The organism is Halomonas chromatireducens (genome assembly GCF_001545155.1).
Lineage (GTDB): Bacteria > Pseudomonadota > Gammaproteobacteria > Pseudomonadales > Halomonadaceae > Halomonas > Halomonas chromatireducens.
In genome coordinates, this window is sequence record NZ_CP014226.1 from 2,092,323 (window position 1) to 2,107,085 (window position 14,763).

Annotated in this window: 14 protein-coding genes and 1 pseudogene; 5 read left to right on the forward strand and 10 right to left on the reverse strand. The window is 61.4% G+C overall.

What is annotated here, in order from left to right; translation table 11 throughout:
• The first annotated feature begins 355 nt into the window (after positions 1 to 355).
• The 3 genes from LOKO_RS09685 to LOKO_RS09695 are packed head-to-tail and all read left to right on the forward strand — an operon-like array spanning position 356 to position 4,118.
• Complete coding sequence (locus tag LOKO_RS09685) at positions 356 to 1,129, forward strand: 3',5'-cyclic-nucleotide phosphodiesterase (protein ID WP_066448287.1); 774 nt, start codon at positions 356 to 358, stop codon at positions 1,127 to 1,129.
• Positions 1,126 to 2,538 carry a tetratricopeptide repeat protein gene (locus tag LOKO_RS09690; protein ID WP_066448288.1) on the forward strand — a complete coding sequence of 471 codons (1,413 nt, stop codon included), beginning with the start codon at positions 1,126 to 1,128 and terminating at the stop codon, positions 2,536 to 2,538. Before LOKO_RS09685 ends, LOKO_RS09690 begins: the two co-directional genes overlap by 4 nt.
• Positions 2,539 to 2,549: 11 nt before the next feature.
• Positions 2,550 to 4,118, forward strand: a complete 1,569-nt coding sequence (locus LOKO_RS09695) for a FecR family protein (protein ID WP_066448290.1) — start codon at positions 2,550 to 2,552, stop codon at positions 4,116 to 4,118.
• A gap of 3 nt (positions 4,119 to 4,121) precedes the next feature.
• Here the strand turns inward: LOKO_RS09695 and LOKO_RS09700 are convergent, their stop codons facing one another.
• The 9 genes and pseudogenes from LOKO_RS09700 to LOKO_RS09740 form a co-directional block, all read right to left on the reverse strand.
• Positions 4,122 to 6,329, reverse strand: coding sequence for a CHASE2 domain-containing protein (locus LOKO_RS09700; RefSeq protein ID WP_144439646.1), 2,208 nt, complete (start codon positions 6,327 to 6,329; stop codon positions 4,122 to 4,124).
• Between the two features lie 178 nt (positions 6,330 to 6,507).
• Entirely contained in the window at positions 6,508 to 6,852 is a 345-nt protein-coding gene (locus LOKO_RS09705) for a Crp/Fnr family transcriptional regulator (RefSeq protein ID WP_066448294.1), read from the reverse strand.
• Positions 6,853 to 6,943: 91 nt separating this feature from the next.
• Positions 6,944 to 7,732 (reverse strand): annotated as a pseudogene (locus LOKO_RS09710) (branched-chain amino acid transaminase); the annotation flags it as partial.
• An 11-nt stretch (positions 7,733 to 7,743) separates the two neighbouring features.
• On the reverse strand, positions 7,744 to 8,862 hold the full coding sequence (locus LOKO_RS09715; protein WP_066448297.1) for a class II histone deacetylase: 1,119 nt from the start codon (positions 8,860 to 8,862) through the stop codon (positions 7,744 to 7,746).
• Entirely contained in the window at positions 8,859 to 9,800 is a 942-nt protein-coding gene (lhpI, locus tag LOKO_RS09720) for a bifunctional Delta(1)-pyrroline-2-carboxylate/Delta(1)-piperideine-2-carboxylate reductase (RefSeq protein ID WP_066448300.1), read from the reverse strand. The genes LOKO_RS09715 and lhpI overlap by 4 nt, the downstream gene beginning before the upstream one ends.
• A 1-nt stretch (position 9,801) precedes the next feature.
• Positions 9,802 to 10,158, reverse strand: a complete 357-nt coding sequence (locus tag LOKO_RS09725) for a RidA family protein (protein WP_066448302.1) — start codon at positions 10,156 to 10,158, stop codon at positions 9,802 to 9,804.
• Between the two features lie 115 nt (positions 10,159 to 10,273).
• Positions 10,274 to 11,308 carry a histone deacetylase family protein gene (locus LOKO_RS09730; protein WP_066448305.1) on the reverse strand — a complete coding sequence of 345 codons (1,035 nt, stop codon included), beginning with the start codon at positions 11,306 to 11,308 and terminating at the stop codon, positions 10,274 to 10,276.
• Between the two features lie 169 nt (positions 11,309 to 11,477).
• On the reverse strand, positions 11,478 to 12,278 hold the full coding sequence (locus LOKO_RS09735; RefSeq protein ID WP_066448308.1) for a helix-turn-helix domain-containing protein: 801 nt from the start codon (positions 12,276 to 12,278) through the stop codon (positions 11,478 to 11,480).
• Between the two features lie 107 nt (positions 12,279 to 12,385).
• The gene (locus LOKO_RS09740) at positions 12,386 to 12,568 is read right to left on the reverse strand and encodes a hypothetical protein (RefSeq protein ID WP_066448310.1); all 183 of its coding nucleotides are present in this window, start codon (positions 12,566 to 12,568) and stop codon (positions 12,386 to 12,388) included.
• 164 nt (positions 12,569 to 12,732) lie between these two features.
• Here LOKO_RS09740 and LOKO_RS09745 point away from each other — a divergent pair, with 164 nt between their 5' ends.
• Both LOKO_RS09745 and LOKO_RS20400 read left to right on the forward strand, forming a co-directional pair.
• On the forward strand, positions 12,733 to 13,941 hold the full coding sequence (locus LOKO_RS09745) for an MFS transporter (RefSeq protein WP_066448312.1): 1,209 nt from the start codon (positions 12,733 to 12,735) through the stop codon (positions 13,939 to 13,941).
• Complete coding sequence (locus LOKO_RS20400; RefSeq protein ID WP_256379976.1) at positions 13,938 to 14,063, forward strand: hypothetical protein; 126 nt, start codon at positions 13,938 to 13,940, stop codon at positions 14,061 to 14,063. Before LOKO_RS09745 ends, LOKO_RS20400 begins: the two co-directional genes overlap by 4 nt.
• Before the next feature lie 14 nt (positions 14,064 to 14,077).
• On the opposite strand, the gene LOKO_RS09750 is transcribed toward LOKO_RS20400, so the two are convergent.
• Positions 14,078 to 14,746, reverse strand: coding sequence for a helix-turn-helix domain-containing protein (locus tag LOKO_RS09750; protein ID WP_235588832.1), 669 nt, complete (start codon positions 14,744 to 14,746; stop codon positions 14,078 to 14,080).
• Positions 14,747 to 14,763 lie beyond the last annotated feature (17 nt).

The following is a 14,763-nucleotide window of genomic DNA, read 5'->3' on the forward strand; positions in this document are numbered from 1 at the left end:
TGTCGGTGATACGGAACTCAGCGCCCTTCTCCGCCAATCGATGGTAGCCACTACGCTCGCAGCAACGATCGAGACACTGCATAAATGGCCCCGCGAACTCCACCTGATACGCCTTGACTCAAGAGGGTGACTGGTGCCAGGAGAGCATTGAGCTTGCCCGAAAGGAGCGCTCTCCCACGATCTCACAGAGTTCCATCCCTATAACTCGACACTCACCGATCATTCCGTATAGCCTAGGGCTTGACTTCAGCTGACAACATGGAAAGAAAGCCTTATTCAATTGGCCTCCCTCTTAAGGCAGCGATGGTGCCTTCGATAGTGCTGATTTGACAACCATCGCTTACGGACAGAGACAATGCACATTCAAACACTCGGGGCCAGCGGCGGAATGGAAAGCCGGGAAGGCACTACCGCTTTCCTGCTCGCGCCTAACCTGCTATTGGATGCTGGCACCGGCGCCCAGCAACTCACCCCGGCCCAGATGGCACGTATCGATAGCGTGCTCCTCACCCATGCCCATCTCGATCACATTGCAAGCCTGCCTCTCCTCATCGACACCCAATACGAAAGAATGATCGAGCAAGGGAAAGCCCTGACTGTCTACGCACTGCCCCAGGTGATCGAGATACTCAAGCAGCATGTCTTCAATGACGCCATCTGGCCGGACTTCAGCGTGCTGCCCTCTTCCGAAAAAGCCGTACTGCGCTTTTCTCCCCTAAGCCCATGGGAATCCCTCACGCTCCCCACTGATGAGGGAGAGCCACTAACCATCACCCCCTTTCCCGTCTCCCACAGCGTGCCCGCATGCGGCTACCTGGTGAGTGACGACACAATGAAATTTGCTTTCAGTGGCGACACCGGCCTGGATGTCAGCGTGACAACTTCACTCAATCGGTTAGGCGCCCTTGACTGCCTGGTCATCGAGTGCGCCTTTGCCAACCAACTTGATGACCTAGCCGAAATCGCGTGCCACTTGACGCCACAACGCCTTGCGGCACTGCTTGCCACGCTCGATTCACCTCCCAAGATGCTCTGGGTCACCCACCTGAAGCCTGGCCTTCGCGAGCAGATTTTTACCGAACTGCAGCATGCGCTACCCGATACATTGACCTGGAGCCTTCCGTCATGAGGCGCATTTTCACGTTCTCGCCGGCCCGGATCGCCTCCTGGGCGAGTGTTCTCTTCGTACTGCTCTGCTCAAACGCCTTGGCGTATCAAGCCGATCTCGATGAAGCCCGCCAGGCCCTCGAACAAGGCGAACATCAGGCCGCCTACGACCAGCTTCAACGACTTGAACTTGAACACGGTGGAGAACCTGAATTCGATTACTGGCTGGGCGTGGCCGCTCTACGTGCAGGGTCGCCAAGCCACGCCCTGATCGCGCTGGACCGCGTGATTCTCCGACAACCAAGCCACGCAGGTGCCCGCATGGAGCGTGTGGCGGCGCTATTGCAACTCGACCAGCGTGCCGCCGCAGAGCGTGAGATCGAGCGCCTGCAGGCACTCTCACCGCCCCCTGAGGCACAGGCAGCGATCACTCGGTTTCAAGCCGCAATCACGCAGCGCCGGCAGGCGGAAAACAGCCCGCAACATCAGGGGCGTTTTAGCATCGATATCGGCCACGATAGCAACCCTCAGCGCTTTCCCAGTGAGGTCGCGATTGATCCGCTGCAACCGAACTTGCGCAGCGCGATCGAAGCGCTGACCGAGATGGGTCTGGTTCCCGATGGCGACCTGTCTCGGTTTGATGAGCAGGTATTCAGCCCCGATTCCAGCACCTATCAGCGGCTGCAAGGGAGCTATCAAGGGACGTTTCCGGCGGGTGAGCAGTCTCGCTGGCTGTTCAATGCTGTGGGCCAGGCGCAGCGCTACACCCAGGAAGCAGCGCAGGATTACGACCTGACCCTGGCGCAGGCCCAGTTAGGCTACCAACGCGACCTGGCGCACCAGCGTGTCTTTACGCTGCGGGGCTCTGCGCTGCAGGGCTGGAGTGGGCGCAACCAGGACCGACTGCTGCCTCGCTGGGGCAGCCACGCGGAACTGAGCCAACCCATTGGGCTCGACAGCGAGCTGAGGTGGCAGTTGGGCGCCCAGCACAACCGCTATAGTGAAGCGAGAAACGACCACGATACCGGCCTGCTTGGCATTCAACTCAACAGCCGACACTCGGCATGGCGCACACGCCTGGTGGCCCAGGTCGAGCAGGAGTGGGCCAAAGACGACCGCGAGGGGGGCGACTTGACCCAGCTTCGCCTGGGCGGCGGCCTGGACTACCCCATCGGCGACCGTCAGCTGTTACGCGCCGACCTCAACCATCGCCTGCGCACCTATCAAGACGACGGCTTCGCGCTCTACAACGATTTTTCCGCCACACAGCGCCGCGACCGTATCTGGCAGGCGCGTCTCACCTGGCTATACCAGCTCAGCAGCGACTGGCTGATAGAGGCCAGTGCCGACGTCGAGCGCCGTCGATCGTCGGTCGACTTCTTCGATACACGCCGCCGCCAGACACAAGTCGGCATTCGCTACCTTTTCTGACGGAACCGGTCATGAGCCTCTTTGCCAAGCCCCCCCTGTCATACTTCCTATCGCTGAGTGTCGGCGGTTTCGCGCTTCTGCCCGTTTTCGTCCACGCCGATACGCCTGCCGGGCATGTCATGTTCGTCCACGGCGACGCCACCATCGAACGCGATGGCGAGCGCATTCCCGCTGAACGCGGTGCCGACTTCTTTGCCGGTGACACCTTCCATACCGCCGATGCCAGCACGCTACAGCTACGCTACAGCGATGGCGGCACCAAGGCCATTCGCCCAGGCAGCACCTACACGCTCGAGCGCTATGAGCTCGATGACGATAGCCCGGAAGAGTCCGCCCAGGGTGGCGAGCTTGTGCGCGGCGGCTTGCGTGCCATCACTGGCGCCATTGGTCGAAACGCGCCGGACAATGTCACCAACAGCACCCCGGTCGCCACCATGGGCATTCGCGGCACCAGCTTCCAGATGCTGCATATTCCCGAGGAAGGGAGCCCGTCCCTGCCCGGCGTCAAAGCCGGCAGTTATCTCTATGTGGAAAGTGGCCTGCTTGTCATGTCCACCGACGCCGGTGAAACCCTGGTGCGACCCGGCCAGGTCTTTTTCTCCCCGGAACGGGGTGAACCGCCGCGTCTGGTGCCCGGTGGAGTCAGTATTTTCGAGCAGTTGGAAGAGAGCATGCCCCAGGGCCGCGAGGAAGATGACACCGCACCGCCAACGGAGGCGTCACAAGGCAGCACCACACCTACCGACCCGGACGCCCCTACCGATACGGCTACCACACAGGGCACGTTTTTCGACGAGTTAGCGCTGACTCCCTTAGATACAGCGGATCTGCAGGCCACCTTGAGTGAATCCGAGACCAGTGAGCAGCTGATCGAGATAGAGCGAGATGCCGAGGAGCTTGTAGAAGCCGATTCTGAGCCTTGGTTAGATTTTGAGCCAACCACAGACAACACACTCACTACCAATTTCGCTCTCATAGATAGTTTTTATGAGTCCAATACGCCGCCCACCGATCAAGGCTCAACCAATATTGGAACGGGTGAGGTAGTTTGGGGCTATTGGGAAAGCGGCCAGGAAGTGACATTGGATGGCAGTACCGATGTAATGCCGGAGTCGGTGGTCTTTATTGCTGCCTCACCGAATTTATCTATAAATCAAGAATACCCCCTCGCCATTGATGATATGGTTTCAATTACCTTTAGCTGGGTGGGTGGCACTGGCCTGGTGCCCACCGAGGGAGGCGATGTCATTCCCATTCTCAGCGACAGCTCTATTACGCTTTCCAACATGGAGGGTATTGAGATTGAGATTCTCCTGGATGACTTTGGCGCGCTAATAGGTGTCGGGGAGTCTTTCAATCTCACTGCTATCCCGCTTGAGCATGCGAACTGCGAGGCTAGCGGCTGCTTCGACGACGGGAATTTCACAGGCCGCTATATCGGCGAAGACGCCGCCGCCATCATGAGCCTGATTGAAGCCTGGGGCGATGAGCTTGGCAACTACAGCGGTACCGGTTTATTTTTGTTTGATCGAGTCGAAGAGCTTAACGGTGATAATCCGATCGAGGAAATACCCCAATAATTATCACTTCTCCGTATGCGTCCATACCCCATCCCAGTCGGATGGGGGTGGATCTGCCTTGAACTGCTCGATCCGTTCAAGGTACATCTGCGTGGGGGCGTCTTGCTGGTCGGTCAGCGCCTTGAAGGCGCGCTCAGAGGAATCGAATTCCGCCGCGTGGTAGAGTTCCAGCGCCTGCTCGTACGCGGCGTGCCACTCGCGCCGTGAATCGCCAAGCGCCTCCCGGCGGCCGAGCGGTTCGAGAATCCACAGCGGCGCACTGCGACCTTTCACCCGCACTTTATCCAAGCGCCGAAAACACCAGTTGGGCACCCGCTCGGCTGTGGTTTCGCTGACGATCACACTCACGCCATAGGCCTTGGTCAACCCCTCCAGGCGCGAGCCAAGGTTGACGTTATCGCCCATCACCGTATATGCCATGCGGAAGCTGGAGCCCATGTTACCCACGCTCATGGGGCCGGTATTGAGTCCGACTCCCATTGCCAGTGCGGGTTTGCCCTCGGCAATGAATTCGCGGTTGACGGCGTCGAGCGCGCCGAGCATGGCAAAGGCGCCCTCGAGCGCATGCTCGGCGTGTTGAGCGTCGTGCAGCGGTGCGCCCCAGAACGCCATGATGGCATCGCCCATGTACTTGTCGATGGTACCGCGGTGCTGATGGATCGCGCCGGTCAGCGGCGTCAACAGCCGGTTCATCACCTCAGTAAGCTCTGCAGGCGCAATGGCCTCCGAGAAGGCGGTAAAGCCGCGCACATCCGAGAACAGCACAGTGAGTTCACGCTCCTCTCCTTCCAGCCCGAAGCTTTCGCCGCTATCGACCATGTCCTCCACCAGCTGTGGCGGAATATACTGCCCGAAGCGCTCGGCCACCCAGCGCTTCTGCTGGGTTTCGCGCAGGAAGTTCATCGCCAGGTGCCACAACAACTGGGCCACCAGCAGCACCAGCAACCCGGCGATTGGCAATGCAAGACCCTGGTACCACGCCCAGAGGTTGCCGCCTATCGCCGTCGCCAGCAGTACGCTACTGATTGCGACCAGCAGCAGCGCATTGAGATGTGGATAGAGCAGCACCATCAGAATGCCCAAGGCCGCCAGGCTCACAAGCTCGAACCCGAGTACCCACGGCGGCTGGGCGTGGATGCTCTGGTGCAGCATGCCGGCCAGCAGACTTAGATTGATCTCAGGCCCGGGATAGACGCCCCCCACCGGCGTGGAGCGCAAATCCATCAATCCCGGGGCGGAGGCCCCCAGTATCAGCGTCTTACCCGCCAGCGCCCCTGGCTCCAGGCGCCCCTCCAGCACATCGACTGCCGAAATATAGTCAAAATGCCCACGCGGCCCGTACCAGGGCACCAGCGCGGCGCCACGGCCATCAACCGGAATTTCAAACCCGCCCGCGTCGAGGGCTTCCAGCTGTGTCACCCCAGCGCCCTCCCCCAGCACCGGTGTAACCGGCGGTTCGCCCAGCAGCGAGAGCAACATCGCAAGCGGAAGGTTGGGGTAAAGCTCCCCCTCCCAGCGCTGCAGCATGGGGACACGACGAAATACGCCGTCATCGTCCACACGGGGATTATCGAAAAACCCCGCACTCATCGCACTCTGCTGCAGAACCGGCAGGTTGGCGGTATAGCGCTCGGGCGCAGGAAACGGAAGTGGGTCGGTTTCTTCAACCATTGCGGGGCGGGGCAACTGCCCGACAGATGGCGGATCACTGGGTTGGCGTGATGCCTGGAAATAGTACCCAAGTACAACGGGGTGGGCCGCCAAGGCGTTCGACAAGTGCTCATCGCCATCGACAGGCGGCGGGAGTTCACCGAGCGCAGGATAATCGCGGGAGAGCTCCTCCCAGTGCTGTTGCCATAGCGAGGTTTCAGGTTCAGCGAAGACCACATCGATACCCAGCAACCCAGCCTCGTACTCGGTGAACAGCGTGTTCACCAAATCCGCAAGCGTAGCCCGCGGCCATGGCCATTGGCCCACCTCGTACAGGCTGCGTTCATCAATATCGATGATGGCCAGTGAGGGGTCCGCTTGTTCCGACAAGGTGCTGCGCACCTTCATGTCGTATGCCTGCCACTCCAGGCGTTCCAACAACGGAAAGGGCAACAGGCCGGTTTTCTCGACAAGCAACAGCATCACGATCAGCAGACCGCCAGCGTACTGCAGCCAGTGCCAATAGCGCTTGCGGGTATGGATGGGAGCCTTTGACGCCATGCCCGAACATTCCTCAAGGTTTTCTTCACCCTACCACGATTAGCTTATTGAAACAGAAGCCTGGTCACTACTGGTGGGGCCGACAGCGTAAATAATCTCCAGTACCAGGATGAGCGGAAATCAACCATTTCGTTCGGCCATCTTCCTGGGTTCGGCACACAGACATCAAGGCCAACAATCAACGGGCAAGCTTATTCGCCATATCCATGCCAATAGCGCTTTGCAAGGCATCTTTCATTTCGGGGTCACGCACATATAATTGCTCAAGGGTTTCAGCTTCCCACACTAAATAGCGTAGTGGCTCTTCAGCAATAACATCTGCACTGGTAGGCTTGCGGCTGACAAAGCTCATCTCACCGACAAAATCACCAGGATATAGCATAGCGCGTTGCTGGCCGTTGGCTTCGACCCTGGCTCTCCCAGACAGTATAAGCAGCAGCGCATTCAGCTCCTGGTCTTTCATGATGAGGACCTCGCCCTTTTTTATATCATGGGTCTTGGCCAGCCGCAGTAAACGACGCATTTTTCTTGGCTTGAGGAAACGCAGTGTGCTTTCATGTAGCCATTGCTCNATGTTCGAGCACCGACTCGAGCTGGGCCACCTGCTTGCTGACCGCGCTCTGGGTCAGGCTCAGTTCATCGGCGGTATAGAGCTCGTCACGGGTGATGCGACGCTCGCGCACCTCGATACCCAGCACCTCACGGGCCAGCCGTATCACGCTGTCCCGGGTGATGCCCTGCAGGCAGGAGGTGATCTCGGGCGTATGCAGGACGCCGTCGCGCAGCAGAAAGATATTCGCCGCCGAGGCCTCGGCAACATAGCCCTCCGGGTCGAGCATGACCGCTTCGTCGAACCCCGCCTTCACCGCCGTATTGAGTGCGAGCATCGAATTGACGTAGTGGCCATTGGTCTTGGCACGACAGAGGCTGATGTTGACATGGTGCCGGGCCCAGGAGGAAGTCAGCGCGCGCAGGCCGATGGAGGCGGCTTCCGGCGAGATGTAGTCGCCCAGGTCCCAGGCAGCCACCATGACATGAACCGTCAGCCCCTTGGCCCGAAGTCCCAGCCCCTCGGCACCGAAGTAGACCGTCGGCTTCAGGTAGGCGTTGCTCAGGCCGTTGCGGGTCAGGCACTGCCGCTGCGCCTCGATCAGGTCGGCTTCGGAGAAGGGCATCGCCATGTCCAACGAGTGAGCGCTGTCCAGCAACCGCCTTGTGTGTTCGGCGACACGGAACAGGTGCGTGCCCCCCGGACCCTGGTAGGCCCGCACGCCTTCGAAGCAACCCATGCCGTAATGCAGGGTATGGGTCAGCATATGGGTGCGGGCGTCGCGCCAGGGCAGCCACTCGCCGTCGTGCCAGATCCAGCCGTCACGGTCATACAGGGGGGGCGGTGTCGTCATTGTCCGTTCCATTAAAGTGGAGCCGCCTTCATCCAGCCTTCCCGCCAGCTGTCGATCAGCGCGCGCTGGTGCGGCTGCAGGGACTGATAGCCCCAGGCGGCAATTTCATCGTTCTGCGGATCGGGGACCGCAATCCGACTGCCCGACAGGGCCTGGATCACGGCATGACCGCAGAGCGGCACATAGCCTTCGGAGTAACCTCCCTCATGGATCATCACCAGGCGGTTCTCGCTGATTCGGGAGGCAAGTGCGCAAACCTGCTGCGTCATGGCAGCAAACGCCGAGCTGTTGAGCAGCATCTTGCCCAACGGATCTTTGCCACAGGCGTCAAAGCCGCAGGCCACCACGATCATATCCGGGGCAAAACCACCGATGGCCGGCAATACCAGTTCCTGCATGGCATAACGGTAAGCGCCGATACCGGAGCCGGGAGGCATTGGCAGATTGAGATTCGCGCCGTGCCCTGCCCCCTCCCCCAGCTCTTCGAAGAAGCCTGAGTCGAGCGGGTAGCTGCCGGCCTGGTGGATCGATATCGTGAGCACGTCCGGATCGTCGTAGAAAGCGGCCTGGTGACCGTTGCCATGGTGTACGTCCCAGTCGAGTATCGCCACACGCTGCACCTGCCCCAGGGCGCGGGCACGCATGACTGCCACCGGAATATTCCCCAGCATGCAGAACCCACGCCCGCGGTCCTCCTCGGCATGGTGCCCTGGGGGACGGCACAGCGCATAGGCGCTCTTTAGCTCACCGCTCGCCACCGCCTCCACCGCGGCAATGGCCAGGCCGGCCGAATGCTTCGCCGCGGCCAGGCTACCCGGCGTGAAGGGTGCAGCTTCACCGGCATCGCCACCCTGTGCACTGTCGTTTTCCTCCAGCTCATCAAGGTAGCGTGCGGTATGAAAGCGCAGCAGGTCCTCGCGGGAAGCCGCCGGCGGCTTGCGCACCTCGAGCTCGTCGATCAAACCCGACACTTCAAGCAGGTTCTTCAGTCGCCGCTTGCTCTCGGGGCTCTCCGAGGCCGGCTGGGGCTGAAGGTACTCACCTCGAGAAGAAAAGACACCGACAGCCCCTGGATCATGCCAGAAGCATCGCTCATGCCAAAAAAAGCCAGTACGCCTGACTGCGCTCATGCGTGTGCCTCCAACTGCTCCCAGACCTCGATGGCAGCGGCCAGGTCCTCCAGCGAGGCTCCCACTGACTTGAACACGGTAATGGCCTCATCAGAAGTTCGTCCCGGCTGCTTGGCCAGCAGCAGCTCGGCCAGGTCGGCACGAATTTCGTCGAAATCGAAGGCCCCTTCGTCGATGGCCTGGTGGATATCCCCAGCTTCCCCCCTGGCACCGGCAAAGGTGTCGACAAACACCTCGCCGCGACGCAGGCACTCGCCATCGGTTTCCCGCATGCTGGGCCGGAAGGCGCCGATCAGGTCCAGATGGGTTCCGGCCGCGAGCCACTCACCGCGAACCAACGGCTCCGTGGATAGCGTGACGCAGCTGATCAGGTCCGCTTCGCGGACCCCCGACTCCAGATCCGTTACCGCCTCGGTCTCGAACCGGTCGGCATACTCCGCTGCCAGCTTCTGTGCCTTCCCGGGGTTGCGGCCCCAGATGCGTACCCGCGCGATGGGCCGTACCGAGGCATGGGCCTCGATAACCATGGGGGCCAGCTTGCCGGTTCCTACCACCAGCAGGGTCGAGGCGTCCTTCCGGGCCAGCTCCCGTGCGGCAAGGGCCGAGGCGGCGGCGGTACGACGACGCGTCAACTCACTGCCGTCCAGACAGGCAAGCGGGCGCCCGTGGGTGCCTTCGCTGAGGAAATAGACCCCGGAGATGGCCGGCAGGCCATGGTCGGCGTTCTGGGGGAAGACATTGACCATCTTCACCCCGATATAGCCGGCACGCTCCCAGGCAGGCATCAGCAGCATGGTGGCTTCACCATCGGGCCGGTGCATGGCGTGATGGTGGCGCGGCGGCGATTCCACGCCGGCACGGAAGGTCGTCGCCAGGCGCTCCACCAGTGCAGGCCAGGGCAGCGACGCCGCGACTTCATCAGCGGATACGATGCGCATCTCAGGCCTCCGGTAGCGCCGCCACGACCATGATCTCCACCTTCCACTCGGGCTTCGCCAGCTTGGCTTCCAGGGCGGCGCGCACCGGCGGCCGACCGGGCACCACCCAGGCATCCCAGACAGCGTTCATCTGGTCGAATTCCGCCATGCTGGTTACCCAGATCTGGGCCGACAGCAGGTTCTCCTTCGAGGTGCCGGCCTGGGCCAGCAGTTCGTCGATGCGCGCCAGCACCTGCTCCGTCTGGCCGCGCATGTCGGCACTGGCGTCCTTGGGCACCTGGCCGGCCAGGTAGACGGTACCGTTGTGAATGGTGGCCTGGCTCATGCGGGTGTTGCTGTCGTGATAGCTGATGCTCATGTCATTCCTCTCTCATTGCGTGTTCGTATCGTCGCTGGACCTTCGGTCCTTCGTTCGTAGGGCCGGTACTTTCCGGTCGCAAAGCAGGAGTTTTCGTTCATGGCGCGCCGAATGTTCAGTCGCCAATATAGCCAGTCAGGAAGGCAGCCAGATTCTCACCCAAGTGCTCGGTAGGATAACCACCCTCCTGCACCAGCACGGTGGGCAGCGACAGCTTGGCCAGGCGGCGCCCGATAGCCCTGAAATCCGCGGTTTCCAGGGCCATGCCTGCCAGGGGGTCGTCGCGGTGGGCATCGAGGCCCAACGCCACGACCATCGCCTCGGGGCGAAACGCCTCCATGCGATGGATCAACGCATCCAGGGCTTCATGAAAGACCAGGCCATCGCTGCCCAGCGGCAGGGGCAGGTTGACATTGGCTCCCAGCCCTTCTCCCATGCCTTCCTCATTGACGCCGCCCCAGAAGAATGGATAGAAGTCGGCAGGATCCACATGCAGCGATCCGGTCCAGACATCCCCGCGGTAGTAGAAGATGTCCTGGGTACCGTTGCCGTGGTGGAGATCGACATCGAGGATGGCGACCCGGGAAAAGTGCTCGCGCAGGACGGTAGCGGCGAGTGCCGAATTGTTGAGGAAGCAGAACCCGCCCGCCCGATCCGGGCCGGCATGGTGGCCAGGAGGGCGGCAAAGCGCGTATGTGGTGCCATGACCTCCCAGTAGCGCTTCTGCGGCGGCCTGTGCCGTCGCAGCACTCGCCAGGATACCGGTAAAGCTGTCGGCACCGACCGGACACGCCATGTCATGCAGGTGCCAGCCGGCCTGCCCCACCGGGTGACGTGGGTAGTGATGCCCACCGCCACAGGGATGGACGTTGGGCGAGACCAGCTCCGAGGCGCCGGGCAGTTCTCTCCAGCGCTCATGTATGGTTTCGAGGAATGCCAGGTAGCGGGGCGTATGCACCTGGGCCAGGCGGCTACGCAGCGTCGGGCTGTCCATTTCGGTGGGGGCAGTAAGGGATAGCCCTACCGTCGCCAACCCACCTGCCAATAGTTCCGCACGTACCGGCCCCTCCGGTGATGGGGTCGGCTGGCCACGCACCAGGAACGTCTTCGGTGCATGACGCTCCTGGTCAGGGTGATAGAAGAGCTTCATCTTGGATCCTTGCTGAAGCAGATGCCAGGCACGGGTGTCGCTTCCCCTGACAAGACCGGGAAGATAGATGCTTTCTCTCTGAGATTAGAACGTGACGCCGAGCACTGCTTGCCCGAGACTGCCGAAGACTTGCCCCAGACTCTTCAATTGACGCTGCCGGTCGGCGGCCTCAGTTGGCAGCTCGAGTCCGGCGAACGGCGGAGGGGGTAACGTCAAAATGGCGCCGATAGGCGCGGCTAAAGCTGCCCTGGTCGCGGAAGCCCACCAGCGAGGCAATATGCCCCAGGCTCAGGTTGCTGTGCCGGACCAGTGTGCGGGCATGCTCAAGGCGGCGCTGCTGCACGTGAGCCAGCGGCGTGGTACCGAAGATATCGCGGAAACGGGCGTGGAAATGACCGGGACTGAGGGCGCAGAGGCCAGCCAGTTCCTCCACCCGTATGTTGTCGGCGAGGTGGCGATCGATCCAGGCATTGAGACGGCGCAGGTCAATTCGCTCACCACCGGCACCCATCGGCGAATCTACGGCACTGGCGGCCGTAGCTCCCTGCTCCAGGCCCACATCCAGATGAAGATAGAGCGCTCTGAGCAACAGCGCGGCGATCTCGCTATGCAGCGCCGGGAACTGTTCGAGCTGCACCATCAACGTTCCCACCAGTTGATTGAGGCGGGTCGGCACGGTGAAGAAATGAGGGCGCTCGAAGAGCCGCTGCATGGCATCTGCGTCGCGCAGCGATGCTATGTCATCCAGGGCAACGTCCAGCACCAGAGTACGGTTCAGGCCATCGCCTTCGTACTCATGATGGTAGGAGCAGGGAATGAGGCAGCCACGGGAGCCGGTCACGCGGTCTCCAGCTCCCTCGATTTCCAACTCGGTGACGCCGCAGGTTGCCAGGATCAGCTGGTGATGCGTATGGGCATGGGCAACGTGTTCATGCCCGAGCGTGCAGGCACGCAGGTCGAGAATAGCCATGACGGTTTCTTGCGGTCCGTTTCATCGGGAATCGTTATTACCTTACTCCCCGGCAAACCGATGTGAAACCATCATGACTAACTCCCCCACTCACGCTGAAGCCAACTTCAGCAGCGACCCTTCTTGGCCTGCCCGGGAGGACAGAAGCGCGAGCCGTGGGAGTAGCCACCGTGACCGTCGTCGATCACCACCAGGGGCTGGGGCTGGATACGCGCCGGCTGGTAGCTGCAGCCGGCCAACATAAGGGACGATACCAGCACGATGAAAAGTGTCAGCAGCGTACGAAACATGGGGCCTCCGTATAGGGCGCAATCGAAGGCGCTATTCTAGCGATGCATTTTCGTGACGCCACATGTGGCACGTAGGCAACATGCTTGTCGCAAAATTGAGACTGGCAAGGCGGCGTCAGAACGGCGATAGTGCGGATTCATTAGTCTGCAAACAGGCCCTCTCCATGGACGCCCTTCGTCGCCACTCCCTGCTGATCATTGTCGTTGGCAGCCTGGTCATCTCCTTGGCCATGGGGCTGCGCCACGGTTTTGGCCTGTTCCTTGAGCCGATGAGCAGCGATCTGGGCTGGGGACGTGGGGTATTCGCCTTCGCGCTGGCATTGCAGAACCTGATCTGGGGATTTGCCCAGCCCTTCAGCGGGGCGCTTGCGGACCGCTTCGGTGCTGCCCGGGTGGTGGTCATCGGCGGGCTGCTCTACGCGCTGGGGCTGGCATTCATGGGGCTCTCTGAATCGGCTTTGGGCATGTCACTCTCCGCCGGTCTGTTGATCGGCCTGGGGCTTTCCGGGACCACCTTTTCGGTGATACTCGGTGCAGTGGGCCGTGCCGTTGCACCGGAAAAGCGCAGCATGGCCATGGGCATCGTCAGCGCCGCCGGCTCGTTCGGGCAATTCGCCATGCTGCCCGGCACCCTGGGGCTGCTGGGCTGGCTCGGCTGGTCTACTGCGCTCTTGGCCATGGGGGTGATGGCGGCCATGATGGTGCCGCTTGGGGCCATGTTGAAGGATCGCCCCTCTGCCCGCCTGGCCTCGGATCTCTCGCTGCGCGCGGCACTGGACGAGGCTGCCGGCCAGCGCGGTTTCTGGCTGCTCTGCCTGGGCTTCTTCGTCTGCGGCTTTCAGGTGGTATTCATCGGTGTGCACCTGCCGGGCTACCTGTTCGACAACGGCCTCGCCGTGCAGGTTGGCAGCACCGTGCTGGCGCTGGTGGGGCTATTCAACATCTTCGGCACCTATGCCGCCGGCTGGCTGGGGGGCATATACTCAAAGCCGCGGCTGCTCAGCTGGCTCTATCTGACCCGGGGCGCCGTAATCACTGCCTTCGTATTCCTGCCCCTGAGCCCCACCAGTGCCTACCTGTTCGGCATCACCATGGGCCTGCTGTGGCTCTCCACCGTGCCGCTGACCAATGGCATCGTGGCGTCGGTGTTCGGCGTCCGTCACCTCTCCATGCTGGGTGGCATCGTCTTCCTGTTCCACCAGCTAGGCTCGTTCATGGGCGTATGGATGGGAGGCTACCTCTATGACCTCACCGGCCACTATGATGTGGTCTGGAAGATCGCCATCCTGCTCTCGGTCGTCGCGGCCCTGCTTCACTGGTTCATCAGCGAGGCGCCGGTCAAACGACCCCAGCCAACGGAGGCCCAGGCATGACCCAAACGCTATTGTTAAAGCTGGTGGCCGCGGCAGCAATCACGGGCGCCCTGGCCCTGGCCTGGTGGGGCTGGCAGAGCGCCGACGCCTCGATGCTGCTGCTCGGTATGCGACTTTGCTAGGTGTGATTCGACAGTCAGGTCCCTGAGTGACGCCCGACATCTTCTGCCACCATTCGCGTCAGGCTCTCCATGTCCTTCAGCGATACCCATCGTCCTTCGACGGAGATCAGTTTCTGCATCTGGAACCTGCCGAGCGCGCGGCTGACGGTCTCGATAGCCAGCCCCAGATAACTGCCGATGTCACCCCGCGACATGGACAGGAAAAAACGGCTCGGTGAGTAACCACGAAGCCTGAAGCGCTCCGACATCCCCAACAGAAAGCTCGCCATGCGCTGGTCAGCAGTGCGACCGGAAAGAAGGCACATCATGCGCTGATGATCGCGCAACTCCTCGCCCATGCAGCGAAAGAGGCGGTGTTGCAGGGTGTGGGAGTCTTTCATCAGCACTTCGAGCTGCAAGAACGGCAGCTCGCAAACGTATGTCGATTCCAGCGCCACCACATTGCCGACACACTCACCGCTACCGATGCCATCCAGGCCCACCAACTCACCGGGAAGGTAGAAATGTGTCACCTGATCACGCGCGCCTACTTGGAACTGTACTTGCTTCAGACTGCCTGTGCGCACCGCATAGAGATTGCCGAATTGATCTCCCTGGTGCACCAGGACCTCACCACGCTTGAGCGGGCGCGGCCGCTCGAGTAATGCATCGAAGTCGGCGAGCTGCTCCCCTTCCAGCCCCATGGTCAGACAGCGTGAAT